Here is a 24,417-nt window from a genome sequence, read left to right as displayed (position 1 = left end):
ACGCCCTCTCCGGCCGAAACCCTCCCACATACCGAAATATCGGGATGAAGGGTTAAGAATCTAGGCAGTCATGGGATTCCCCCTCCTTCCTCCGGATAGCACTCCTGACGTGCGGGGACCTGCCCCCGCGAGGCGCGGGACCGGGGGAAGGACTGGGGGTTCGTCGGTGAACGCATGGACCTTCGAGGGACAACCCGGCGCGCTGGGCGACACGGTCACGCTCGTGGAGGGCGGCTCGTTCTGCGTGTGCCAGTGCGGCGGCGACATCGTCCCCGGCGGCGCGCAGGGCGTCTACCACGCCGACACCCGCCTGCTGTCCCGCTGGATGCTGCGCGTGGACGACCATCCCGTCGAGCCGCTGCAGGTCATCATGGGCGAGCCGTACCACGCCACCTTCCTCGGCAAGGCCCGGCCGCGTCCCGGATGGGCGGAGAGCACGCTGCTCGTGGTGCGCGACCGCTACGTCGGCGGCGGGCTGCGCGAGGACCTCACGCTGCGCAACATGTCCGAGGAGGCCGCGGGCTGCGTCGTGTGCGTGCAGGCCGGCGCCGACCTGGCCGACCTGTTCGAGGTGAAGTCCGAACGCAGCTGGCCCGCCGAGGACGTCGAGATGAATCCCGGCGAGCGCGGCATCGAGGTCTACTCGCCCAGCCGCGCCCGCGGCGCCAGGATCGCCGTCGAACCGCCCGGCACGCCGGTCGTCACCGCGCCGGGCCTGCTCACCTTCGACGTCGTGGTGCCCGCCCGCGGCGAATGGCACGTCACCGTGCTGGTGACGCCGGTCCACGAGGGCGAGGAGTCCTCGGCCCGGTTCCCGGTCGCCCATCCCCCCCACCACGCCGAGCCGGCCCGCCGCCTGGCCGAGTGGACCGCCAGCACCCCCGTCCTGGAGAGCACGAACGCCGCTCTCGTCGAGGCCCTGGCCCGCTCCCGCGAGGACCTGGGCAGCCTGCGCCTGTTCGACCGCGACCATCCCGACGAGCCGCCCGCCATCGCCGCCGGCGCGCCCTGGTTCATGACGCTGTTCGGCCGCGACTCGCTGCTGACCTCCTGGATGGCGCTGCCGCTGGACCAGACGCTCGCCCTCGGCACCCTGCGCAGGCTGGCCCGGCTCCAGGGCGCCAAGGTGGACGCGCTGTCGGAGGAGGAGCCCGGCAAGATCATGCACGAGCTGCGCTTCGGCGTCCAGGACGGCTCCTCGCCGTACGGCGGCCGGGCCTACTACGGCTCGGTGGACGCCACGCCGCTGTTCGTCATGCTGCTCGGCGAGGTGCGCCGCTGGGGCGTGCACCGCGAGGCGGTCGAGGAGCTGCTGCCGCACGCCGACGCCGCCCTGGCCTGGATCGAGGAGTACGCCAGCCGCGACGGCTTCGTCTGGTACCAGCGCAAGACCGACCGCGGCCTGGTCAACCAGGGCTGGAAGGACTCCTTCGACGGCGTCAACTTCGCCGACGGCACCATCGCCCGCCCGCCGATCGCCCTGGCCGAGGTGCAGGGCTACGTCTACGCCGCCTACCTCGCCCGCGCCCACTTCGCCTGCCAGCAGGGCGACGAGGCCGCCGAGCGGCGCTACGTGCAGCGGGCGCGGGCGATCAGGGAGGCGTTCAACGAGCGGTTCTGGCTGCCCGGCCCCGGCTACTACGCCATGGGCCTGGACGGGCGCGGCCGGCCCATCGACGGCCTCGGCTCCAACATGGGCCACTGCCTGTGGGCCGGCATCGCCGACGAGGACAAGGCCCGGCAGGTGGCCCGCCACCTGCTCTCGCCGGAGATGTTCACCGGGTTCGGGGTGCGCACGCTGGCCTCGTCCATGGGGGCTTACAACCCGATGAGCTACCACAACGGCTCGGTGTGGCCGCACGACAGCGCGATCATCGCCGCCGGGCTGATGCGCTACGGCCACGTCGAGGAGGCCCAGCGCATCGCCGTCGGGCTGCTGGAGGCCGCGCACGCCTTCGGGGGGCGGCTGCCGGAGCTGTTCTGCGGGTTCGGCAAGGACGAGTACGCGCGGCCGGTGCCGTACCCGACGTCGTGCTCGCCGCAGGCGTGGGCCGCCGCCGCGCCCATCCAGCTCCTGCGCACGCTGCTGCGGCTGGACCCGTGGGTGCCGTACGGGAAGCTGTGGCTGGTCCCGGCGCTGCCCGAGGGGTTCGGGGAGGTGACGATCAAGGGCATGCCGGTGGGCGACTCCAGGGTCGGCATCCGCGTCAGGGGCGAGGACGGCACGCCGCTGGTGTCCGGCCTGCCCGACGGCGTCGAGCTGGTCACCGAACCGCGCTGCCCGATCAGCGGCGCCTGCCGCTCCGGCCCCGCCCGCAGGGCGCACGGCCTGCCGGCGTTGTGACGACCGGACCGACACGGGGGAGGTGCTGGGATGACGACGGAGTTCGAGGACGACTGGGAAGGCGCGCTGCGCATCGTGATGGTCGCTCCGCCCTGGGAGGAGGTGCCGCCGCGGGCCTACGGCGGGATCGAGCAGATGCTCGCCGACCTGATCACGGGCCTGTCCGCCCGCGGCCACGAGGTGACGCTGATCGGCGCGGGCAGCACAGGTCTCCCGGCCAAGTTCCTGGTCACCTACCCCGAGGCGCCCTCGGAGCGGATCGGCGAGGGGCTGCCCGAGGTGCTGCACGCCGCCCAGGCCTGGCGGGCGCTGGAAGGGCTGCCCGCCGACATCGTGCACGACCATTCGCTGGCCGGGCCGCTCACCGCCCTCGGCCGGGCGACCCCGACCGTGGTCACCTGTCACGGCGATGCCGGCGGCGAGCTGGGCGAGGTGTACCGGGCGCTGGGCGAGCACGTCAACCTGATCGCCGTCTCCGACGCCCAGCGCGCCGACGCCCCCGACCTCAACTGGATCGCCACCGTGCACAACGCGCTCGACACCGCCTCCTTCCCCTTCCGGGAGCACAAGGAGGACTGGGTGCTGTGGCTGGGCCGCTTCAGCCACAGCAAGGGCCCGCACCTGGCCATCGACGCCGCCCGCGCCGCGGGCCGCCGCATCGTGCTGGCCGGCAAGCTCACCGAGCCGTGCGAGCACGTCTACTTCGACGAGCACGTACGGCCGCGGCTCGGCCCTGGCGTCACCTACCTCGGCGAGGCCGACGCCGGGCGCAAGCGCGAGCTGCTGGCCGCCGCCCGCTGCATGGTCTTCCCCATCCAGTGGGAGGAGCCGTTCGGCATGGTGGTGATCGAGGCCATGGCCTGCGGCACGCCCGTCGTCGCCATCGGCCGGGGAGCGGTGCCGGAGATCGTGGTGGACGGCGTGACGGGGTTCGTCCGGCGGGAGGCGGCCGAGCTGCCCGCGGCGATCGAGGCGGCCGGGCGGCTCGACCCGCGGGCCTGCCGCGCCCACGTCGAACGGAATTTCGGCGTGAGCGCGATGGCCGCGGCCTACGAGGCGGTCTACCGCCGCATGCTGGCCGCCCCCCGACCGGCGGGGCTCACCGAGGAGCCCGCCGGGCGGTGACCCCGCCGGTCAGCCGGCCGCCGGCACGGTGTACTTCGCGGCCAGCTCCGACACCGCCGCCTCCTTGAGGACGACGGCGCCGCCCACCGCCTGCTTGTCGGGCTTGACGACGTAGGAGGCGCGCGAGGCGGGCCGGTCGAAGACGCTGAAGTCCATCGGCGTGCCGCCCAGCCCGGCCTCCCACGACTTCTGCGACCGGTGGGCCGCGACGATGCCCGCCCGGCTGAGGTCCTTGGCCTGGCACGCCTTGCGCAGCGCGTCGCCGACGATGACCGCCGCGGTCCACCCGGCCGCCACGCCGCTGTCCAGGGGCTGGCCGGCGTACTTGGCCCGGTAGTCGGCGATGAGCTTGGCGTAGGCGGGCAGCGGCGCGCTGATCGGGGCGCCCGCGGTCACGTAGAAGAAGTCCTTCAGCAGCGCCGGCGCGGCCGGGGTGGCCAGGAGCTGCGGGCTGTAGGCCGAGTTGCTGCCGACGAACGGCACGTCCATCCCGGCGGCCACGGCCACGCCGACCAGCGAGGCCGCCTGCCGCGGGCCGACCGAGACCAGCACGGCCCGCACGCCCGCCTTCCTGAACGCCGCCACCTGCGCGGTCATGTCCTGGTCGGTCGCCTTGATCTTCTGCTCGACCAGCGTGAGCCCCAGCTCGCCGGCGGCGTACTTGGACCCGGCGAGGGCGCTCTCGCCGTAGTCGCCCTCGAAGTACAGATGGCCGATCCGGTCCCCGGCCTTGACGCCCTTCTCCTTCACCAGGAAGTCGACGGCGTTGATCATGTCCACGTCGTAGGTGGTGCCGGTGACCTGGATGGCCTGGCTGCCGAGCAGGCCGGTGGCCCACGCCATGGGCAGGGTGAGGATCTGGTCCGCGGTGATCCGGTCCTTGAGCGCGGTGACCATCGGCGAGCCGATGAACTGCGGGATCGCGGCCGTCTTCGGCGCGACCTCGGCGTAGGCGGCCATCGCCTTCTGCGCGTCGTAACCGTGGTCGCGGACGATGGTCTCGATCTTCCTCCCACAGACGCCGCCGCCCTGGTTGACCTGCTCGAAGTAGAGCTGCTGCGCCTGGGTGAGGCTCTTGCCCAGCGAGGCGTAGGGGCCGGTCAGGTCGGTGAGCAGGCTGAGCGTGATCGTGTCGGCGGTGACGCCGGGGCCGGTTTTGACGCCGTCGCCGCCGGCGGCGGTGGCGGTCGCCCGGCCGCCGCCGGTGGCCTTGCCGCTGGCGCAGGCGGTGGCCGCCAGCCCCAGCGCCAGCAGCGCGGCCAGGACGGCCGTGCGGTTACGGGACATGTGAGCTCCTGGTCTTCGGGGACGGTTCCGGTGACGGTGCAGCGGACGGGCGGCGCCCCCGTGACCGGCCGCGCAGGGCGCGCGGCAGGCCGAGCAGGCCGCCCGGGAGGAAGAGGACGACGGCGACGACGGCGGCGCCGTACAGGATGCGGGCGGCCTCGGCGGGGGACAGGCCGCCGCCGGAGCCGGACGGCGACACCAGGGGGATGGCGTCGCCGTAACGGGTCAGCAGCTGCGGCAGCAGGGAGACGAAGACGGCGCCGAGCACCGCGCCGCCCACCGAGCCCAGGCCGCCGATGACGATCATCGCGAGGTAGTCGAGGGAGAGCAGCATGCCGAAGTAGTCGGGCACGGTCCGCTGGAAGACCAGGGCCAGCAGCACGCCGGCCAGGCCGCCGTACATGGACGACAACACGAAGACGCCGGCCCGGTAGCGGGTGACGGGCACGCCCATCACCCCGGCCGCGATCTCGTGGTCGCGGATCGTGTTCAGCGCCCTGCCGGGCCGCCCGCGCAGCACGCCGCGGGCGAACAGCGCCGCTCCCAGCAGCGCCAGGCCGCCCAGGAACCACAGCCGCTCCAGCGCGCCGAACGGCACGTCCATGACGACCAGCTCGGGCCCGTCGGCGAAGGCGAACCCGAAGATCTCCATCGCCGGCACGGCACGCCCGTTGAACCCGCCCGTGACCGGCCCGGCGTTGAACAGCAGATGCTGCCCGCCGAAGATCAGCGCCAGCGTGGCGATGCCCAGGTAGGCGCCCTTGAGCCGGCCCGCGATCGGGCTGAACAGCCCGCCGGCGACCCCGGCCAGCGCCACCGCCAGCACCGCGGCCACCGGCGCCGGCAGGTCCAGGCCGCCCAGCGACGCGGTGGGCTCGGCGGCCAGGTAGACGTAGGCGTAGGCGCCGACGGCCAGGAAGAACGCGTGGCCCATGGACAGCTGCCCGGTCGCCCCGGTCAGCAGGTTGACGCCGATCGCGCCGATCGCCGCCGCCATCGCGAACAGGCCCGCCTGCAGCCAGAACCCCTCCAGGTAGAAGGGCACGGCGGCGAATACGGCCAGAGCCACCAGTGACCCGACGGCCCTAGACACGGGCCCGCTCCCGCGTCCCGAACAGCCCGGCGGGCCGCAGCAGCAGCACGACGACCATGACGAGGAACGGCGCCACGTCGCCGATCCCGCGGCCGAGGAAGGCCAGGTCGTTCTGGTAGCCGGTGGTCAGTGCCTCGGTGACGCCGACGATCAGGCCGCCGGCCAGCGCGCCCGTGGTGGAGTCCAGACCGCCGAGTATCGCGGCGGGGAAGGCCTTCAGCGCGGCCAGCGAGGAGCCGCGGTCCAGGCCGGGCGTGGGGAAGACGCACAGGAACAGCGCGGCCACCGCGGCCAGCGCCCCGGCCACGGCCCACGCGCTGACCGAGACCCGGCCCAGCCGCACGCCCATGAGCGCGGCCGTCTCCGGGTCTTCGGCGGTGGCCCGCATCGCCACCCCCCACCCGGTGTGCTTGAACGCCAGCAGGAACGCCGCGATCAGCACCCCGGCCACGACCAGCGCGACGACCCTGGTCTCGGCGACCGTGACCGGCCCGAGGCGCAGCACCCGCGAGCCCCACGGGTCGCCCATGGCCAGCACCTCGGTGCCGATCCGCCGGGTGAGCTCGGTGGTCAGCACGATGTCCACGCCGATCGTGACGATGGCCAGCACGCTGTGCGAACCGGCCTTCGAGCGGCGGATGACCAGGAACTCCACCAGCGCCCCGATGACCGCCGCCGCCACGACCCCGGCCAGCAGCGCGGGCCAGAAGCCGAGGTGGGGGTGCAGCCGCGCCACCACGTACCCGCCGGCCAGCAGCAGCGAGGCGTGCGCGAAGTTCACCACCTCGCTCGCCTTGAAGATGACGACGAAGCCCAGCGCGATCAACGCGTAGACGGCCCCCAGCGAGACCCCGTTGACGAGCAGCTCCACAAAGGTGATCACTCGCTCTCCTCCACGCCCAGGTACGCGCCGATGACCGCCGGGTCGTTCTGCACTTCGGTGGGCGGCCCGTCGGCGATGCGGCGGCCGAAGTCCAGGACGGTCACCCGGTCGGCCAGCCGCATGACCATGCCCATGTCGTGCTCGACCAGCAGGACGGAGAGGCCCAGGCTCTCCCGTACCGACCTGATCAGCCCGGCCATCTCCAGCCGCTCGCCGCCGTTCATCCCGGCGACCGGCTCGTCCAGCAGGAGCAGGCGCGGTTCCATGGCCAGGGCCCTGGCCAGCTCGACCCGCTTCTGCACGCCGTACGGGAGCAGCCCGACCGGCGTGTCCAGCACCGCGGCGAGCCCGGCGAAGGCCGCGATCTCGGCGACCCTGGCGGCGTGGGCGCGCTGCTCGCGGCGCGCGCCCGGCAGGCCGAGCCCGGCGGCGACGAACCCGGCCCGGGTGAGCCGGTGGCGGCCCAGCAGCAGGTTGTCCCGCACCGGCTGGTGCGGGGAGAGCGCGATGTTCTGGAACGTGCGGGCGACGCCGAGCGCGGCGATCCGGTGCGGGCGCAGCGCGGTCAGCTCGCTCCCGCCGAACCTGACGCTGCCCGAGGCGGCCCGGCAGACGCCGGACAGCACGTTGAAGCAGGTGGACTTGCCCGCGCCGTTGGGGCCGATGAGCGCGTGCACGGTGCCGGGCGCGACCGTGAAGCCGACGCTGTCCAGCGCCGTCAGGCCGGCGAAGCGGACGGTCACGTCGCGCACCTCCAGGGCGGGCATACCATCCGGTTGGTATGTCGAGGTCACGCGGACCACCTCGACAGTCCGGCCCTGGCCCGCGGGACCGGCGGCCCGTCGTCCACGCCGAGGTAGCGGCGGCGCACCTCGTCGCCGGCGGCCAGCTCGGCCGCGGGGCCGGCCAGCGCGACCGCGCCGACCTCCAGCACGTACGCGTGGGAGGCCAGCGACAGGGCCGTGGCGACGTTCTGCTCGACGAGCAGGATCGAGGTCCCGGCCGCGTTGATCGCCCTGATCGTGGCGGCGATCGTGGCGGCCGCCCGGGGGGCCAGGCCGAGCGTCGGCTCGTCCAGCAGCAGCACCGACGGCTCGGCCATCAGCGCCCGGCCGATGGCCAGCATCTGCTGCTCGCCGCCCGACAGCAGCCCGGCGCGCTGGTGCGCGCGCTCGGCCAGGACGGGGAACAGCTCGCGCACCCGCCGCCGGGCCCGGACGGCGGCCGCGCGCGGCGTGCCCAGGCCGCCAGCCCGCAGGTTCTCCTCCACCGTCATGCGGGCGAACACCCGGCGGCCCTCGGGCACGTGCGTGACGCCGCGCCGCACCACGGCCGCGGCCGGCTGCCCGTCCACCCGCGCCCCGGCCACGGTGACGCCGCCGGCGGCGATCCGGCCCCGGTGGAACCGGAGCGTTCCCGAGACCGCCCGCAGCAGCGTCGTCTTCCCGGCGCCGTTCGCGCCCAGCACGGCCACCACCGCCCCGGACGGCACGCTCAGTGACACGCCGTCCAGCGCCCGGACGGGACCGTAGTCCACCACCAGACCGTCCACGCTCAGCTCGGCCATTCGTCTTCCTCACAGGACCCCATGGCGGCCCACCCAAACCGGCGGGCGGGGCCGCCGTCCAGATGCGGCGGCGAAGTCGGGCTCGCTGCCCACCGCGGCCGGGGGCGCGTTGTGCAGCCGCACAACGCGAGGTCACAAAACGCTACAGAGCCTTGTTCTGGAACGGCGGCCGGTGGCAGCCTCGGGGAATGCGTCCCCCTACGGTCGTGGACGAGGACGTCCGCCAGACGTTACGCACCGCAGCCAGGGCACTGCTCGAACGCCTGCCCGAACTGACCGGCGAGCTGGTCGCCAGGACGCGCGGCGGCGACGACGTCTACAGCGCCTGCGTCCCCTACGACGAGCACTGGAAGAGCACCCTCGAAGGCGTGCGCCTGGGCCTGACCGCGATCCTGCAGGAGCCGTCCGAGCGGCGCGACCTGGTCTTCACCCGGTCGATGGCCCAGCGCAGGGCCGAGCAGGGCCTTCCGCTGGAGTCGCTGCTGCGCATGTACCGCCTGGCCGGCCAGGTCACCTGGTCGGCGATCGTGGACCACATGGAACGCGAGCGTCCCGAACGCCTCGACGTCCTGGTCCGCGCCGCCAGCCACGTCTGGCACGCGATCGACCGGCAGTCGCTGGTGGCCTGCGACGTCTACGCCCGGCGCGAGCAGGAGATTCTCGGCCGCAGCAAGGAACGCGTCAACGCGCTGCTGGACGCCCTGCTCGACGGCAGCGCCGACGCGGGGGTGGTGCGCGCCGCCGCCGACTCCCTCGGCCTGCCCGAACGCGCCCGCTACGCCGTCGTCACCGTGCGCTTCCCCGGCGGACGGCACCACGACGACGTCCGGCTGCCCGCGACCCTGGGCGCGCTGCGGCTGCTGTGGCGCATGCGCACCGGCCACGAGGTCGCCGTCGTCGCGCTCGGCCGGGCCACCCTGGACGACCTGTGCCAGGAGCTGAGCCTCATCGTCAGCGGCGTGGCCGGCGTCAGCCCCGTCGTCACCGGCCTGGACGAGCTGGGCACCGCGCACGAGCTGGCCTCCCTCGCCATGCGCACCTGCGCCGACGGCGGCCCCGAGATCGCCCGCCTGGACGAACGCGTGCCGGCCGTGCTGATGATCAGCCGGCCCGGCGTCACCGGCCACCTCGTCGAAGGCGCGCTCGGCCGGCTGCTCGCCCTCGACCCGGCCGACCGCGACACGCTGCTGACCACCCTGGAGACCTGGCTGGCCTGCGACGGGTCGGCCGCCAGGGCCGCCGGCCGGCTGTTCTGCCACCGCAACACGATCATCAACCGGGTCCGCCGGATCGAGCAGCTCACCGGCCGCTCGCTCACCCGCCCGCGGGACATCGTGGACCTCGCGCTGGCCCTGGACGCGGTCCGCCTGCTGCCCCCGCCCGCCGGGTGAGCGCCGGACGGGCCGTCTCAGGGGGCGACGGACGGCGTCAGGCCGCCCGCGTGCACCAGCGAGATCGTCCGTTCCAGGTCGGGGGTCAGGTAACGGTCGTCGCCCAGCGGCGCGACGTAGCGCCTGAGCTCGTCGTGCAGGGCGCGGGTCGCCGTCCCGAGCGGCAGGCCGGCCATCCTCGCCGCGATCAGGTCGATGCCCTGCGCCGCCATCAGGTACTGCACCGCCAGCACGATCTCCAGACGGTCGAGGTTCGCGTGCAGGTCGCGGGCCGAGGCCATCGCCATCGTGTTGTGGTCCTCCTGGCCGTCCTTGACCGGACGCGACAACGTGCCCGCCGGATGGGCCCTGACCTGCATCTCGGGGACCACCGCCGCGGCCACCGACTGTGCCTGCACCATCCCGGAGTTCAGGCCGACGCTCCCGCCGGCCAGGTTCGCCGGCAGGCCGTAGCTCCAGCGGGGCGACAGCAGGCGGCCGGACAACTCCTGCGACAGGACGCCGAGGTCGGTGATCTCGGCGTTCAGGCTGTCGGCGAGATGGCCCATGATCGAGCCGTCCCAGTTGCCGCCCATCACGAACTCGTAGCCGGGGCCGCGCTCGCGCCGGAAGACCAGCGGGTTGGAGGCCGAGGAGTTGGCCTCGCGGGCCAGCGTCCGCCGGGTGGCGGCGAGCACCTGCCGCAGCCCGGCCATGATGTGCGGGGCCGCGCGCACCGAGACCGCGTCCTGCACGCGCGGGGTGTAGTCGGCCGGGTCGAGCCGCCTGCGGCCCTCCTCGGTCATCCAGCCCGAGCCCGCGACCATGGCCCGCAGCCGCGCCGCGACCGCGTCCTCCTCCGGGATGTGCCGCTCGCGGTGCGTGCGCGCGTCCAGCGAGCCGCGCTCGGCCCTGATGGCCTCCATGAACAGCGCGAAGGCCCCCTCCGCCTGGTCGGCGAGCACGGTGGCCCGGTGCACGGCGTGCATCAGCGTGGCGGCCAGCACCGTGCTGCCGCTGACGATCGGCAGCGCCTCCCCGGCCTCGAAGGTGAAGCTCGCCGGCAGCCCGGCCCGGGGCAACATGCGCGAGGCCGGCCCGGTCTCGCCCCGGTAGTGCACCGGCGCGTCCTCGCCCAGCGCGGCCAGCCCGGCCGCCGCCTGCGGCTGCAGGTCGCCGGTGCCGAGCGAGCCGATCTGCGGCATCACCGGCACGACCCCGGCGTTCACCAGGGACAGCAGCCGCTGCGGCACCTCGGGCCGGACGCCCATCTTCCCCCTGGCCATCTGGTTGGCCTTGAGGACCAGGGCCAGCCTGACCACGTCGTCGGGGAAGGCCGGGCCGACGCCCGCCGCGTGCGAGCGCAGCACGTTGCGCTGGAACTGCTCGGCCTCCTCCGGCGAGAGCGGGCGATCCTTCAGCGGGCCGAGCGCCTGGTTCCAGCCGTACACCCGCTGGCCGCTCAGGGCCGCCAGCGCCCCCGCCCGCGACTGCGCCATGCGGGCCCGCGCGGCCTCCGACACCCGCGCCAGCACCGGACGGCCCGCCAGGATCGCGAAGGCGTCCGGCAGCGCGAACCGGCCGCCGTCCAGCACCAGGTTGAGCACCGGGGCCCGCGCGGGCGCCGGGGCCGCGACCGGCGCTGAACCCGGTGCCGCGCCCGGAGGCGGGGCCGGGACGGCGACGGCCCGCTCCGGCACGCACACTGCCGCGAGCAGGCCGACACCGGCGGCCATTCGTCCTACTTTGCTGATCGACACGGCCCCCGGCCCCTTCACGACGAAGATCCACTCCGTTCGGTTATAACCGGCCGGACGGACGGCGCCGGACACGGCTCCGCACCGGGGGACGAGTGCTGACCGGCCCTAGGGCAGGCGCTTACCTCCCGACCTGGACGCCACCGCGACGTGCGGCCGCCCGGTGATCGGATGCGGCCCCACATGGGCCAGGACGCCGAAGACCTCCTCGATGAAGGCCGGGGTCAGCACCTCCAGCGGCGGCCCCTGCCCGGCGACCCGGCCCTCGCGCAGCACGACGATCCGGTCGGCGTAGGCGGCGGCCTGGTCCAGGTCGTGCAGCGCGGCCAGCAGCGTCAGGCCGAGCGAGCGGATCAGGTCCAGCAGCAGGAGCTGGGAGCCGACGTCCAGGTGGTTGCCCGGCTCGTCCAGGATCAGCAGCGGCGCCTCCTGGGCCAGCGCGCGGGCCAGCAGCACGCGCTGCCGCTCGCCACCGGACAGCGTGGTCATCAGCCGGTCGGCCGCCCAGTCCATGCCGACCCGCTCCAGGGCCGTGGCGACCACCGCCCGGTCGCCCGCGCTCTCCCGGTCCAGCGCCCGCTTGTGGCTGTGCCGCCCGGCCGCGACGACCTCGGCCACCGAGAACCCCTCTCCGGCCGGGTTGTGCTGCGGCAGGACCGCCCGCCGCCGCGCGGCGTGCCGCGGCCGCATCCGCCACAGGTCGTCGCCGTCCAGCCGGACGACGCCGCCCGACGGGCGCAGCGACCGGTAGACCGTGCGCAGCAGCGTGGACTTGCCGCTGCCGTTCGGCCCGACCAGCGCCACGAACTCGCCGGGCCCGGCGCTCAGCGTGACGTCGGTGACGATGGGCCGCGCGTCGATGCTCGCGCTCACGCCCGCGAGGTCAAGCCGCATCGCCGCCGCCTCCCGCCCGCCGCCTGCGCAGCAGCCACAGGAAGAACGGCACGCCGAGCCCCGTGGTGAAGATGCCCACCGGCAACTCGTTCGGCCGGTCGGCGATCCGCGCCGCCAGGTCGACCAGCACCAGGAACACCGCCCCGGCCAGCAGCGAGACCGGCAGCACCCGGCGATGGTCGGCCCCGACCACGAACCGGACCATGTGCGGGACCATCAGCCCGATGAACCCGATGCCGCCGACCACGCTGACCACCGTCGCCGTCAGCAGCGACCCGGCCGCCAGCAGCCCGATCCGCAGCGCGGCGACCGGCACGCCGATCGCCACCGCGGACTCCTCGCCGGCCAGCAGCGCGTTGAGCGCCCGCGCCTGCGAGGACAGCCAGGCCACGCAGCACACGACGAGCAGCGCGGGCACCCCCAGATCCGCCCACGACGCCCCGGCGACGCTGCCCATCAGCCAGAACATCATGCCCTGCAGCTCGGTCGGGTTGAGCTGGAGCTGCACGAACGTGGTGGCCGCCGAGCACAGGTAGCCGACGGCCACGCCGGTCAGCACCAGCCACGAGTCCAGCAGCCTGCCGGAACGCTGGGACAGGACGTACACCACCAGCGCCGACAGCAGCGCGGCGGCGAAGGCGGCCCCCGTGACGCCGAGCGCGCCGGTCAGCCCGGCCAGCGCCCCGCCCCCGAGCGCGGGCACCAGCACCGCCCCCAGCGACGCCGCCGACGACACACCCAGCACGTACGGGTCGGCGAGCGGGTTGCGGACCAGCGCCTGCAACGCGACCCCGGCCACCGACAACGCGGCCCCGGCCAGCGCCGCCAGCAGCGCCCGGGGCGTGCGGATCTCCCACACGACCTGCGCCAGCAGCGGATCGGCCTGCTCGCCCCGCCCCGTCAGGTACGCCCACACCACCCCCCACACCTGGTCCGGCGGCAGGTTCACCGACCCGGCGGAGATCCCGATCACCAGGGCCACGACCAGCGCGGCCCCGAGCCCGGCCAGCAGGAACCCGGTCGCCCGCCCGGACACCGCGTGCGGCCGCCGCGGCGGGACGGGGACGGTGCGGCGCGGCGCGGTCAGCGTGTCAGCCACCGGGATGCACCACCTTGGAGATCTTCTCCACGGCCCAGGCGTTCAGCGGCCCGAGATAGACGCCGTCGGAGACGACCGTGAAGGTCCTGGACCTGGCCGCGGCCCAGTGGGGGTAGGCGGCGAACAGCTTCGCCGCCGCCTCCTCGCCCTTCTCCTCGGGCGTGAACAGCCCGACGACCAGCACGTCCACCTCGGCGGTGGCGAGCTGCTCGCGGTTGAGGGTGCGCGTCATGTCGGCGGTCTGGCCGGCGAAGGCGTTGACGCCGCCGGCCGCCCTGATGACGTCGTCGTAGATGCCGCCGGTCATCACGGCGGGCAGGCCGTTGGCGTTCATCATGGCCATGCCGGGATAGGCGATCAGCACCTTCCTGGGCGGCAGCGCCGCGACGCGGGCCCGTACCGACTCCACCCGCGCCCGCAGCCGCCCGATCAGGTCGAACGCCTCGCGCTGCACGTCGAACACCCGCCCGAGCAGGCTGAGGAACTCCAGCGAGGAGTTGATCGACTGGTTGCGGTAGGCGCGCTTCTCCTGCTCGGTGGCCGCCGGCTTGCCCATCGCGCAGTTGACCGGGTTGACCAGCGAGGTGATGCCGGCCGCGGCGAGCTGCTCGCGGGTGGCGAAACCGCGGGCGGGGTCGAACCCGCCGGACCAGGTGGAGACCACCAGGTCCGGCTTGAGCTTGAGCACCTGCTCGGCGGGCACGTCGAAGTTCTTGTTCATGGTCAGCCCGCCGGTCGGCAGCGCCTTGATCCGGGCCGTCATGGACGGGTCGTCGGAGACGCCGTAGCTCTGGGCGTTGGCCAGGATGCTGCGCTCCAGCCCGAGCAGCAGGAAGCTCTCCACCTCGCCGACGCTGGTGCCGTTCAGGATCAGGACGCGCTGCGGCGGCCGGCGGAAGGTGACCCGCGTGCCGCAGTTGTCGAAGGTGAGGGGGTAGACGGTCCGGCCGGCGGCCGCCGGCGCGACGGTGGCCGCCTCCGTGGCGGCGCCGGTCGCCGTGGGCGCGCCGCAGGCGGCGGCCAGCAGCACGAGCGCGAGCGCCGCGGCCCGGCGGGTACGGGAAGGTCTCATGGGTGATGTCCTCTGAGTCGAGTCCGGAGGCGCGCACGCCGGACCGGCCCCACGGCGGGGGCGGGCACGGCGGCGAGCCGGGATTGTCGTCGGAGGAACCGCGGCGGACGGGCGCGCGAAGGACCGCGGGCGCGCCTAGGCGGGCAGGCCCACGACCGTCGGACGGACCGGCCCTCGCGGCTCCGGTCCACCCGCGGGCGGCCCCCGCAGCACCAGCACGTGCCGCAGGAACACCCGCACGCGCGCCGTGACGTCGTCGCGCCCGCCCACCGGTGTGCGCGCCGGCGCAGCCCACCCGGCCACGACGAGGAACAGCACCAGCAGCGGGCGCAGCACCCACCCGGCCAGCTCGCGGACCAGGGCGCACAGCCCCGACTCCACCCAGCGCAGCCAGACCGACGTCAGCAGCACGCTCGCCGCGTGCACGAGCAGCATCCCGAACCCCGGGGCGCCCGTGTCGTGCGCGTGAACCACGTCCACGGGGGCGGCGGCCGGTGCGGGATGGTCGCAGCTCAGGGAGAGCAGAAGGTGCAGGACGACCTGCGAGGCGCCCGTCGCGGGCACGATGGCGGGCAGCGTGCGCTCACGCCCGGTCAGCGCCAGGGCCGGCGCGAGGACCAGCAGGAACCCCGCCAGCAGCGCCCCGGGGTCGAAGCAGCCGCCGCCCGCCAGGTGGGCGAGCGCGGCCAGCGCGGCACACGTGCCGGCGAAGCTCGCCGCACGCAGCCACCGCACCAACGACCATGGACCCATCGAGGCCAGATCCTCCCACACGCCCGGCTCGCCCGTCCCTCACGGGGTGCGGAGGCAGCTGGGGGAGGAGCGCGGGCTGGGGGCCGGGTGCTCATCGGTGGGGTGTGCGGCGTGGCCGGGGCGGCGTACGCTCCGGTTGTGACCCTCCGGTTGACCGCTCCGCCGCCCGACGACCGCTCGACGACGAGGGCTCCGTGAGGAGCCGCACATGACCGGCCTCGGCCCGCGCGCCGTCCTCGTCCCCGACCTGGGCGAAGACCTGGCCCGCGCGGTGGGCGAGCTGGAGAGGCTGCTGCTGGTGCTGCGCGCCGCCGAGTCCGTGGGCTCGCCGCTGCCCGGCCCGCTCGCCGGCGGGATCGCGCTGACCGCGCTGCGCCGGCTCTGGCGCGCGATCGGCCCCACGCAGGGCAGGCGCGCCGCCGCCGCCCGCCTGGCCGGTCGCCTGTACGCCCCCGGCGGCCAGGTCGAGCACGTGCCGCTGCGCCTGGTCGACGTCGACCCGCTCGACGTGGCCACCCTGTCGGCCGCCGCGGTGGCGCTCGGCCTCGGCGCGGTCGGCAAGGGCGTGGTCCGCCAGGCCCTCGACGCCGTGTGCACCGGCCTGCCCGCCACCGAGCTGGTGGCCTCCGCCGCCCGGTTCACCGGGCTGCTCGACCTGGCCGACACCGCCGACTCCATCGTCCTGCGCGAACGGCTGGCCGCCGCCGGGCCGGGCGCCGACGTCGTCCTGACGCCGGAGGCCGAGCGCGCCTACCAGGCCACCGCCGGCCGCCTCAACACCATGTGGCCCGCCACCGGCACCGCCGCCTCCCCCTGAACCGCGCGGTTCACGGCGTCTGGGGAGCGGCGGCGGCCCGGTCGTGCGTGAAGGGCCTGGGCAGGCGCAGGCGGGCGCGCAGCGGCAGGCCCGACGGGATGAACGCCTCGGCCTGGAGCGCCGCGACGCCGATCCTGGGCAGGTCGCGGGCGTTCGGGTAGACGACGAAGCGCGGCTCCCAGATCGGCCGGAACTTGGCGTTGAACCGGTACAGCGACTCGATCTGGAACCAATGGGACAGGAAGACCAGCACCGACCGCCAGGCCCGCAGCACGGGCCCCGCGCCGAGCCGGTCGCCGCGGGCCAGCGCCGAACGGAACATCGCGAAGTTGAGCGACACCTGGGTGATCCCCAGCGACGGCGCCGCCTGCAGCGTCTCGGCGATCAGCAGCTCGTTCAGTCCCGGGTCGGCGTCGCGGTCGCGGCGCATCAGGTCCAGCGAGACGCCCCGGCTGCCCCACGGCACGAAGTGCAGCACGGCCTTCAGGTCGCCGTCCTTGCAGGCGGTGGCCACCAGGCAATCGGCGTCGGCGGGGTCGCCGAAGCGGCCGAGCGCCATCGAGTAGCCGCGCTCGGTCTGGGTGCCGCGCCACAGCCCGGCGGCCCGGCGGATGCCCTCCTTCTCCTCCTCGGGCACGTCGCAGGCGCGGCGCACCCGGCAGACGTACCCGGCGCGGCGGGTGCGGTTGACCATCTGCCGCACGTTGCGCATCGCGCGGCCCTCCAGCGTGAAGCCGTCGACCTCGACGATCGCCTCGTCGCCGATCTCCAGCGCGGACAGCCCGGCGACCTTCGTCCAGACCTCGCCGCCCGTCTCGCCGCAGCCGATGACGGCGGGCACCCAGGCGTGCCGCCGCGCCTCGGCCATGAACGCGGCGATCGCGGCCGGCCACGCCTCGCGGTCGCCGATCGGGTCGCCGCTGGCCAGCATCACGCCGGAGACCACCCGGTAGGCCACGGCCGCCTTGCCCGACGGCGAGAAGATCACGCTCTTGTCCCGGCGCAGCGCGAAGTAACCCAGCGAGTCACGCTCGCCGTGGACGTCCAGCAGGGCGCGCAGACGGCGTTCGTCGTCGGCGGTCAGTTCGGCGGCCGGCCGTTCCGGACGCAGCGCCAGGTAGAGCGTCGTCACGGCGGTCAGCGCGCCCAGCCCGACGAGGGAGAAGTAGACCAGGTCGGAGACGCGTTCCACGGTGAACGTGACCGGCCCCTCGATGCCCGCCAGCCCCAGCGCCACGTGCTCCAGCCGCTCGGCCACGCCAGGACGGCCCACCAGCGCGCCCGGCCGGACGCTCACGATCAGGTAGCCGAGCGCCAGGTCGATCGCGCCGAGCACGAGCAGGTTCCACAACGCCCGCCAGCGCGAGCGCGGGTCGGGCAGCGCAGTGAACTCCCGCCTGCCGGCCACCAGCACGGCCAGCAGCACGACGCTGATCGCGGCGGTCACCGGCCGCAGGTGCAGCACGGCCATGACGGCGCTCACCGGCAGCAGCACCACCACCGCCCGCCAGGCCCGCACCTTCCCCCGGCGCAGCGCGTGCGCGATCATCACCAGCATGATGCCGACCACCAGCGACGTCGCCCGCGCCACGGTCGTCACCGTCCCGGGCAGCAGATCCGACCACTGGCCCATCCGCGTGTGCTCCAGCCGCGGCGCCACGGCCTTGGCGATGTCCAGCAGGCCGATGACCAGCGACGCGTAACCCGCCAGCGCGGGGATCCAAGGACGCTTCACAAATACCGATTGAAGCCCCTGCCGGTTAATCTCGCCGTTAACCACGCGCTTACGCCGGCCGGGATATTCCTGCTGTTCATGGGACTGACCTCGATCGCGTTGCTGGTGACCGCCGTGGCGCTCGCGGTGGCCGGGCTCGCGGCCACCGTCTGGGTGTGGCCGCGGCTGGCCGGGCGGGGCCTGCCGCCGGTGCTGGGCCGGGCCGGCCTGCTGGCGGGCTGCCAGGCGCTCACCGTGGCGGCGCTCGCGCTGCTGGTCAACTACTACTTCGGCTTCTACGCCTCCTGGGCGGACCTGCTCGGCGCCGACACCGGCGCCGGCCAGATCACCGTCGCCGGGGCCGCGGCCGGGCTGCGGGTGCTGGACAGCCGGGCGGTCCCGGGCGGGCGGATCGAGGAGGTCGTCCTGCCGGGCGCGACCACGCGGCTGAGCGAGGAGGCGTACGTGTTCCTGCCTTCGGCCTACTTCAAGGACCCCCGGCGCAGGTTCCCCGCGATCCTCGCCCTGACCGGCTACCCCGGCGACCCGCGCAACCTCATGACCCGCCTCGACCTGCCCGGACGCCTGGCCCACGCCATCGGCCTGCACCAGGTCGAGCCGGCCGTCCTGGTCATGATGCGGCCGAGCGTGGTGCTGCCGCGCGACACCGAGTGCGTGGACGTGCCGGGCGGCCCGCAGGCGCTGACGTACTTCGCCACCGACGTCCGGCAGGCCGTGACCGCGCACTACCGGGCGGCGGCCGGCCGCGACTCCTGGGGCGTGCTCGGCGGCTCGACCGGCGGCTACTGCGCGCTGAAGCTGGCGATGAGCCGCCCCGACGCGTTCTCCGCCGCCGTCTCCCTGTCGGGCTACTACAAGACGATCGTGGACGGCACCACCGGCGACCTGTTCCACGGCGACAAGGCGCTCGCCGACCGCAACGACCTGATGTGGCGCCTGGCCCGGCTGCCCGCGCCGCCCGTGTCCGTGCTCGTCACCAGCAGCAGGAAGGGCGAGGCCGACTACCTGCCGACCGAGCGCTTCCTGAACGCCGTCAAGCCGCCCATGCGGGCCTCGTCGCTGATCCTGCCCAGCGGCGGCCACAACTTCAACACCTGGAACCGGGAGCTGCCGCAGGCGCTGCCGTGGCTGGTCCAGCAGCTCGCCGTGCCCGCCGCGGCCCCCTAGACGGGCACCGGATCGGGGCGGGGTGGTTCGTCCGCGCGCGCACGGGGGAGTAGATCTCTCCGTGACCGACGTGTACGCCACCGCCGCAGACCTCGACCTCGCCCCGGCCGGGTTCGTCCGGGCCATCGAGGAGCTGCCGCTGGTCGACCACCACGTCCACGGCGTGGTGCCGCGCGACCTGTCGCGCACCGCGTTCGAGGAGCTGATCACCGAGTCCGACCGGCCGGTGCCGGAGTGGATGACGCAGTTCGACTCCCAGACCGGGTACGCCATCCTGCGCCACTGCGCGCCCGTCCTCGGGCTCGAACCGCACTGCACGCCGGAGGAGTACCTGGCCAGGAGGGCCCGGCTGGGCGCCGGCGAGGTGAACCGGCTGCTGCTCGGCGCCGCGAACGTGGCCCACTACCTGGTCGAGACCGGCTACCGGGGAGACGAGCTGGTGGGCCCGTCCGGCATGGCCGAGCTCACCGGCGCGCCCGCCGACGAGGTGGTGCGACTGGAGACGGTGGCCGAGCAGGTCGCGGCCGGCGGCTGCGACGCCTCCTCCTTCGCCGACGCGTTCGCCCGGCAGCTGTGGGAGCGCACCGGCGGCGCGCGCGGGCTCAAGAGCGTCGCCGCCTACCGCCACGGCCTCGACCTGGACCCCGAGCCGCCGAGCCGGGCGGAGGTGACCGAGGCGGCCGGGCGCTGGCTCGGGTCAGGCGGCGGTAAGCTGACGGAGCCGGTGCTGCTGCGGCACGTGATCTGGGCCGGGATCGAGCGAGGGTTGCCGATCCAGTTCCACACCGGCCTCGGCGATCCCGACCTCGACCTGCGCCGGGCCGATCCGCTGCTGCTGCGCGGCCTCGTCGAGCGCGCCGAGCCGACCGGGGTGCCGCTGGTGCTGCTGCACTGCTACCCGTTCCAGCGGCACGCGGGGTTCCTCGCGCAGGCCTATCCCAACGTCTACTTCGACGTGGGGCTCGGCGTGACCTACACCGGGGCCCGCAGCGTGGCGCTGGTGGCCGAGAGCCTGGAGCTGGCGCCGTTCGCCAAGATCCTGTTCTCGTCGGACGGGTGGGGGCCGGCCGAGCTGCACCACCTCGGCGCGGTGTTGTGGCGGCGGGCGATGGCGCGGGTGCTCGGCCGGCTCGTGCTGGACGGCGAGTGGTCGGCCGGGCAGGCGATGCGGGTGGCGGCGATGGTCGGGGCGGACAACGCGCGACGCGTCTACGGACTGGGAACACGGGAGGAGAGCACGGGGTGAACGACTTCGGGGGCCGTACGATCAACAGGCCCGTCGATGGAGCCGTCATCGGGACCGGCGGCGTGGACGGCGCCGCCTACGCGGCGCTGCGGGAGGGCCTGCTGCGGGAGCTGCCCGCGGCGCAGGCGCTGCGCCGCGAGCTGCACGCGTCCCCCTGCCTGTCGGGCCAGGAGGGCCCGACGCGGGACCGGCTGCTCGACGCGCTGCCCGCCGGGGACGTCGAGCACGTCGCCGGCACGGGCGCGGTCCTGCGCGTCGGCGGACCCGGCCCGGCGGTCGGCGTACGCGGCGAGCTCGACGCCCTGCCGCTGACCGAGCGCACCGGCGTCGAATGGGCCGCCCCCGAGGGCGCGATGCACGCCTGCGGCCACGACGTGCACATGGCGGCCGTGGTCGCCCTGGCCAGGACCCTCGACCGGCTCGGCGCCGACCCGCCCCTGCTGGTCGTGCTGCAACCGCGCGAGGAGGGCTTCCCCTCCGGCGCCTCCGACGTCGTGGGATCGGGTGCGCTGCACCGCCACCGGGTCGGCGCCATGATCGGCGCGCACGTGCAGCCCCTGCTGGCCGACGGCACGGTCGCCTCCGTGCCGGGCGCGGTCAACGCCTCCTCCGACGAGTTCAGGGTGGTCGTCAGGGGAGCGGAGGGCCACGCCGCCTACCCCCACCTCACCAGGGACCCGGTGGTGGCCATGGCGCAGGTCATCGTCACCGCCCAGCAGGTCGTCAGCCGGGTCGCCGACCCGATGACGCCCACCGTCGTCACCTTCGGCACGGTCAACGCCGGCACCGCGCCCAACGCCGTCCCTGGCGAGGCCGTGGCCAGGGGGACCCTCCGGGCGATGTCCGAGAACTGGCGCCAGGAGCTGCACGAACGTTTCACCCAGGTGGTCGAGGACGTCGCCAGGGCGTGCGGCTGCACGGCCGAGGTGACGATCCTGCCCGGGGAGCCGGTGCTGGTCAACGACACCGGGCTGGCCGTACGCGCCGGCGGGCTGCTGCGCGGCCACGGCTGGACGGTGGACGGCGGGCTGCGCTCGTGCGGGGCCGACGACTTCTCCCACTACGCCTCGGTGGCGCCGTCGCTGATGATGTTCGTCGGCGTGGACACGGCCGCCGGCCTGCACACCCCCGAGTTCCTGCCCGGCGACGCGGCCGTGGGCGCGGTGGCCGAGAGCCTGCTGGCCGGCTATCTCGCGGCCGCCTCCGCGCTGCCCGGCGGCGCCGGGGCGAACGGGATCCTGTTCTCCAGGAACGCCTGAGGCCGGGGCCGCCGCCGGTTCCATTCCTCCAACAACCACGGCAGGGAAGTCCAAGCACCACCAGACGGCGCATCGCTGACGGAACCACCATCAACCCCTACTGTCGGAAGGGATGGATCTCGAAACCTTCGCCCCCGGTTCGGGCCGTCTCGAACCCCGCGCGGCACTCCGCTCCGACGCCCCCGCCCTCGACCTCGACGGCCTGTGGCGCTTCCGCCTCTCACCCGTGGCCGACGTGCCCGACGACTTCGCCCGGCCCGGCTTCGACGACTCCGCCTGGGACGAGCTGCCGGTGCCGGCCCACTGGCCCCTGCACGGCCACGGCGCCCCCGCCTACACCAACGTCTCCTACCCCTTCCCCGTGGACCCGCCGCACGTCCCGGACGAGAACCCGACCGGCGACTACCGGCGCGCCTTCGACCTGCCGGACGGCTGGCGCGGCGGCAGGCTGCGCTTCGAAGGCGTCGACTCCTTCGCCAGGGTCTGGCTGAACGGCCACGAGCTGGGCTTCTCCACCGGCAGCAGGCTGCCCGTCGAGTTCGACGCCGGGCCGTGGCTGCGTCCGGGACGCAACGTGCTGGCCGTGCGCGTGCACCAGTGGTCGGCCGCCAGCTACCTGGAGGACCAGGACATGTGGTGGCTGCCCGGCATCTTCCGCGGCGTCACCCTCACGACGTCGGCCGCCGACGTGTTCGTGCACGCCGCCCACGACGGCCGGCTGTCCTTCGAGGCCGCCGAGGGCCTGCTGAGCATCCCCGAGCTCGGCGTGCGCGACCTGGAACCCGGCGTCGAGATCACCGTCGAGGCCGAGCCGTGGACCGCCGAGACGCCCCGCCTGTACGAGGCCGTCCTCACCACCCCGCACGAGACCGTACGGCTGCGCGTCGGCTTCCGCACCGTCTCCGTCGAGGACGGCGTGCTCCTGGCCAACGGCCGTCCGCTGCTGCTCAAGGGCGTCAACCGGCACGAGTTCCATCCCGACCACGGCCGCGCGGTCCCGTACGAGACCATGCGCGAGGACGTGCTGCTCATGAAGCGGCACAACGTCAACGCCGTCAGGACCAGCCACTACCCGCCGCACCCCGATTTCCTGGACCTGTGCGACGAGCTGGGCCTGTGGGTCGTCGACGAATGCGACCTGGAGACGCACGGCTTCGGCCAGGTCGGCTGGCGGCGCAACCCCACCGACGACCCGCGCTGGGCCGACGCCCTGCTCGACCGCATGCGCCGCATGGTCGAACGGGACAAGAACCACCCCAGCGTCATCATGTGGTCGCTCGGCAACGAGGCGGGCGTCGGCCGCAACCTCGCCGTCATGGCCGCCTGGACGCGCGAGCGCGACCCGTCCAGGCCGCTGCACTACGAGGGTGACTGGTCGTGCGCCCACACCGACGTCTACTCGCGCATGTACGCCACCCACGCCGAGGTCGAGGCCATCGGCCGCGGCGAGGAGGACCCGCTCGACGACCCCGCCCTGGACGCGCGGCGGCGCGCGATGCCGTTCCTGCAGTGCGAGTACGCCCACGCCATGGGCAACGGGCCCGGCGGCCTGGCCGAGTACCAGGAGCTGTTCGAACGGTTCCCGAGGCTGGCCGGCGGGTTCGTGTGGGAGTGGATCGACCACGGCCTGACCCATCCCCGCCACGAGTACGCCTACGGCGGCGACCACGGCGAATCCGTCCATGACGGAAATTTCGTCATCGACGGCCTGGTGTTCCCCGACCGCACGCCCTCCCCGGGCCTGCTGGACCTGAAGAAGGTGTTCGAGCCGGTGCGGTTCGCGTTCGGCGACGGCGTCGTGCGGGTGGTCAACCGGCACGACTTCCGCGACCTGGCCCACCTCGACTTCGAGGCCGTCGTCGAGGACGACGGGCTCGAAGTCGCGCGGTTCCCGCTGGCGGTGCCGCCGTCCGGCGGCGAGGTGAAGCTGCCCGCCCTGCCCCCGCCGCCGGACGGCGCCGGGGAACGTTGGCTCACCGCCCGCGCCACCCTGACCGGCGACCAGCCATGGGCCCCCGCGGGCCACGAGATCGGCTGGTCCCAGACCCGCCTGCCGAGCCCCGCCGTGCCCGCGGCCGCCGGTGCGGGGGGCCGGCCGCGGACGTCCGGCGGGCGGCTGAGGCTGGGCGGCGGCGAGTTCGACCCGCGCACCGGCCGCCTGCTGCGCCTGTTCGGCCTCGACGTCGAAGGCCCGCGCCTGGACCTCTACCGCGCCCCCACCGACAACGACCGCTACGGCGGCCTGGGCCGCAGGTGGCGTGAGCTCGGCCTGCACCGCCTCACCCACCGCGTGGACGGCGTGCGGACCGGTGACGGACTCGCCGTCGAGACCAGGGTCGCCCCCGCCGCCACCGACCTCGGCATGCGCGTCGCCTGGACGTGGACCGCGCCCTCCGGCGACGCCCTGGAACTGACCGTGGACGTCGAGCCCGAGGGCGAGTGGCGCGACCCCATCCCGCGCCTGGGCGTGCATCTGGCGCTGCCCGGCGAGCTCACCCACGTCACCTGGTACGGCCGGGGGCCGGGGGAGGCCTACCCCGACACCGGCATGGCCGCCCGCGTCGGCCGCTGGAGCGCCACGATCGACGACCTCCAGACGCCCTACGTCTACCCGCAGGAGAACGGCCGCCGCGCCGACGTGCGATGGGCCGAGCTCGGCGGGCCGGCCGGGACGCCCGGGTTCCGGGTCGCGGGCGAGCCGGCGTTCGGGCTGACCGCGCGCCGGTGGAGCACCGCCGAGCTGGAGGCCGCCCGCCACCGTCCGGACCTGGTGCCCGGCGACCGGGTGCACCTCCACCTGGATCTCGCCCAGCAGGGCATCGGCACCGCCACCTGCGGCCCCGGCGCCCTGCCCCGCTACGACCTGCACGCCGCCCCGGCCACCCTGCGCCTGCGCTTCACCCGGGCCTGACCCGCAGGGCGCCGGCCGGGGTCCCGCGACCCCGGCCG

At 74.6% G+C, this 24,417-nt stretch carries 19 protein-coding genes; 8 read left to right on the top strand and 11 right to left on the bottom strand.

Features of this window, described 5'->3' with window-relative positions; translation table 11 throughout:
• The first annotated feature begins 166 nt into the window (after positions 1-166).
• Positions 167-2,344, top strand: a complete 2,178-nt coding sequence (locus tag AB0J76_RS23830) for a glycogen debranching N-terminal domain-containing protein (RefSeq protein ID WP_352330017.1) — start codon at positions 167-169, stop codon at positions 2,342-2,344.
• Between the two features lie 30 nt (positions 2,345-2,374).
• Positions 2,375-3,469 carry a glycosyltransferase family 4 protein gene (locus tag AB0J76_RS23825; protein WP_364390477.1) on the top strand — a complete coding sequence of 365 codons (1,095 nt, stop codon included), beginning with the start codon at positions 2,375-2,377 and terminating at the stop codon, positions 3,467-3,469.
• Positions 3,470-3,478: 9 nt separating this feature from the next.
• Here the strand turns inward: AB0J76_RS23825 and AB0J76_RS23820 are convergent, their stop codons facing one another.
• Genes AB0J76_RS23820 through AB0J76_RS23800 form a run of 5 tightly spaced genes read right to left on the bottom strand, consistent with a single transcriptional unit; the run spans position 3,479 to position 8,299 of the window.
• Positions 3,479-4,756: an ABC transporter substrate-binding protein gene (locus tag AB0J76_RS23820; protein ID WP_364390475.1), complete on the bottom strand. Its 1,278-nt coding sequence runs from the start codon at positions 4,754-4,756 to the stop codon at positions 3,479-3,481.
• Positions 4,746-5,849 carry a branched-chain amino acid ABC transporter permease gene (locus AB0J76_RS23815; RefSeq protein ID WP_364390473.1) on the bottom strand — a complete coding sequence of 368 codons (1,104 nt, stop codon included), beginning with the start codon at positions 5,847-5,849 and terminating at the stop codon, positions 4,746-4,748. The genes AB0J76_RS23820 and AB0J76_RS23815 overlap by 11 nt, the downstream gene beginning before the upstream one ends.
• Positions 5,842-6,732 (bottom strand): branched-chain amino acid ABC transporter permease, encoded by an 891-nt coding sequence (locus AB0J76_RS23810; RefSeq protein ID WP_352330127.1) that lies wholly within the window; start codon positions 6,730-6,732, stop codon positions 5,842-5,844. Before AB0J76_RS23810 ends, AB0J76_RS23815 begins: the two co-directional genes overlap by 8 nt.
• On the bottom strand, positions 6,729-7,499 hold the full coding sequence (locus AB0J76_RS23805) for an ABC transporter ATP-binding protein (RefSeq protein ID WP_352330129.1): 771 nt from the start codon (positions 7,497-7,499) through the stop codon (positions 6,729-6,731). Before AB0J76_RS23805 ends, AB0J76_RS23810 begins: the two co-directional genes overlap by 4 nt.
• A gap of 23 nt (positions 7,500-7,522) precedes the next feature.
• Complete coding sequence (locus AB0J76_RS23800; protein ID WP_352330131.1) at positions 7,523-8,299, bottom strand: ABC transporter ATP-binding protein; 777 nt, start codon at positions 8,297-8,299, stop codon at positions 7,523-7,525.
• 188 nt (positions 8,300-8,487) lie between these two features.
• On the opposite strand from AB0J76_RS23800, the gene AB0J76_RS23795 reads away from it, so the two are divergent.
• On the top strand, positions 8,488-9,690 hold the full coding sequence (locus tag AB0J76_RS23795) for a helix-turn-helix domain-containing protein (protein ID WP_364390471.1): 1,203 nt from the start codon (positions 8,488-8,490) through the stop codon (positions 9,688-9,690).
• Between the two features lie 17 nt (positions 9,691-9,707).
• Here the strand turns inward: AB0J76_RS23795 and AB0J76_RS23790 are convergent, their stop codons facing one another.
• The 5 genes from AB0J76_RS23790 to AB0J76_RS23770 all read right to left on the bottom strand — a co-directional run bounded on the left by AB0J76_RS23790 (position 9,708) and on the right by AB0J76_RS23770 (position 15,244).
• On the bottom strand, positions 9,708-11,405 hold the full coding sequence (locus AB0J76_RS23790) for an aromatic amino acid ammonia-lyase (protein WP_352328205.1): 1,698 nt from the start codon (positions 11,403-11,405) through the stop codon (positions 9,708-9,710).
• A gap of 129 nt (positions 11,406-11,534) precedes the next feature.
• Entirely contained in the window at positions 11,535-12,320 is a 786-nt protein-coding gene (locus AB0J76_RS23785) for an ABC transporter ATP-binding protein (protein ID WP_352328204.1), read from the bottom strand.
• Positions 12,310-13,419: an iron ABC transporter permease gene (locus tag AB0J76_RS23780; protein WP_352328203.1), complete on the bottom strand. Its 1,110-nt coding sequence runs from the start codon at positions 13,417-13,419 to the stop codon at positions 12,310-12,312. The genes AB0J76_RS23785 and AB0J76_RS23780 overlap by 11 nt, the downstream gene beginning before the upstream one ends.
• A complete protein-coding gene (locus AB0J76_RS23775; RefSeq protein ID WP_352328202.1) occupies positions 13,412-14,491 on the bottom strand; it encodes an ABC transporter substrate-binding protein in 1,080 nt (359 codons plus the stop codon). Before AB0J76_RS23775 ends, AB0J76_RS23780 begins: the two co-directional genes overlap by 8 nt.
• Before the next feature lie 135 nt (positions 14,492-14,626).
• Positions 14,627-15,244: a hypothetical protein gene (locus tag AB0J76_RS23770; RefSeq protein ID WP_352328201.1), complete on the bottom strand. Its 618-nt coding sequence runs from the start codon at positions 15,242-15,244 to the stop codon at positions 14,627-14,629.
• A gap of 208 nt (positions 15,245-15,452) precedes the next feature.
• On the opposite strand from AB0J76_RS23770, the gene AB0J76_RS23765 reads away from it, so the two are divergent.
• Positions 15,453-16,061, top strand: coding sequence for a hypothetical protein (locus tag AB0J76_RS23765; protein ID WP_352328200.1), 609 nt, complete (start codon positions 15,453-15,455; stop codon positions 16,059-16,061).
• 10 nt (positions 16,062-16,071) lie between these two features.
• Here the strand turns inward: AB0J76_RS23765 and AB0J76_RS23760 are convergent, their stop codons facing one another.
• Complete coding sequence (locus AB0J76_RS23760) at positions 16,072-17,796, bottom strand: phosphatidylglycerol lysyltransferase domain-containing protein (protein WP_352328199.1); 1,725 nt, start codon at positions 17,794-17,796, stop codon at positions 16,072-16,074.
• A 78-nt stretch (positions 17,797-17,874) separates the two neighbouring features.
• Between AB0J76_RS23760 and AB0J76_RS23755 the strand changes: the two genes are divergently transcribed.
• The 4 genes from AB0J76_RS23755 to AB0J76_RS23740 all read left to right on the top strand — a co-directional run bounded on the left by AB0J76_RS23755 (position 17,875) and on the right by AB0J76_RS23740 (position 24,379).
• The gene (locus tag AB0J76_RS23755) at positions 17,875-18,963 is read left to right on the top strand and encodes an alpha/beta hydrolase-fold protein (RefSeq protein ID WP_364390467.1); all 1,089 of its coding nucleotides are present in this window, start codon (positions 17,875-17,877) and stop codon (positions 18,961-18,963) included.
• Positions 18,964-19,024: 61 nt separating this feature from the next.
• Positions 19,025-20,209: an amidohydrolase family protein gene (locus AB0J76_RS23750; protein ID WP_352330953.1), complete on the top strand. Its 1,185-nt coding sequence runs from the start codon at positions 19,025-19,027 to the stop codon at positions 20,207-20,209.
• Entirely contained in the window at positions 20,206-21,468 is a 1,263-nt protein-coding gene (locus tag AB0J76_RS23745) for a M20 family metallopeptidase (protein ID WP_364390465.1), read from the top strand. Before AB0J76_RS23750 ends, AB0J76_RS23745 begins: the two co-directional genes overlap by 4 nt.
• Positions 21,469-21,580: 112 nt before the next feature.
• On the top strand, positions 21,581-24,379 hold the full coding sequence (locus tag AB0J76_RS23740; RefSeq protein ID WP_364390464.1) for a glycoside hydrolase family 2 TIM barrel-domain containing protein: 2,799 nt from the start codon (positions 21,581-21,583) through the stop codon (positions 24,377-24,379).
• The last annotated feature ends 38 nt before the right edge of the window (positions 24,380-24,417 follow it).

This window comes from Nonomuraea sp. NPDC049624 (assembly GCF_040675255.1).
In the GTDB taxonomy this organism is placed as follows: Bacteria; Actinomycetota; Actinomycetes; order Streptosporangiales; family Streptosporangiaceae; genus Nonomuraea.
The sequence above is the reverse complement of the archived record's forward strand: the minus strand, read 5'-3'. Positions and strand labels throughout refer to the sequence as shown.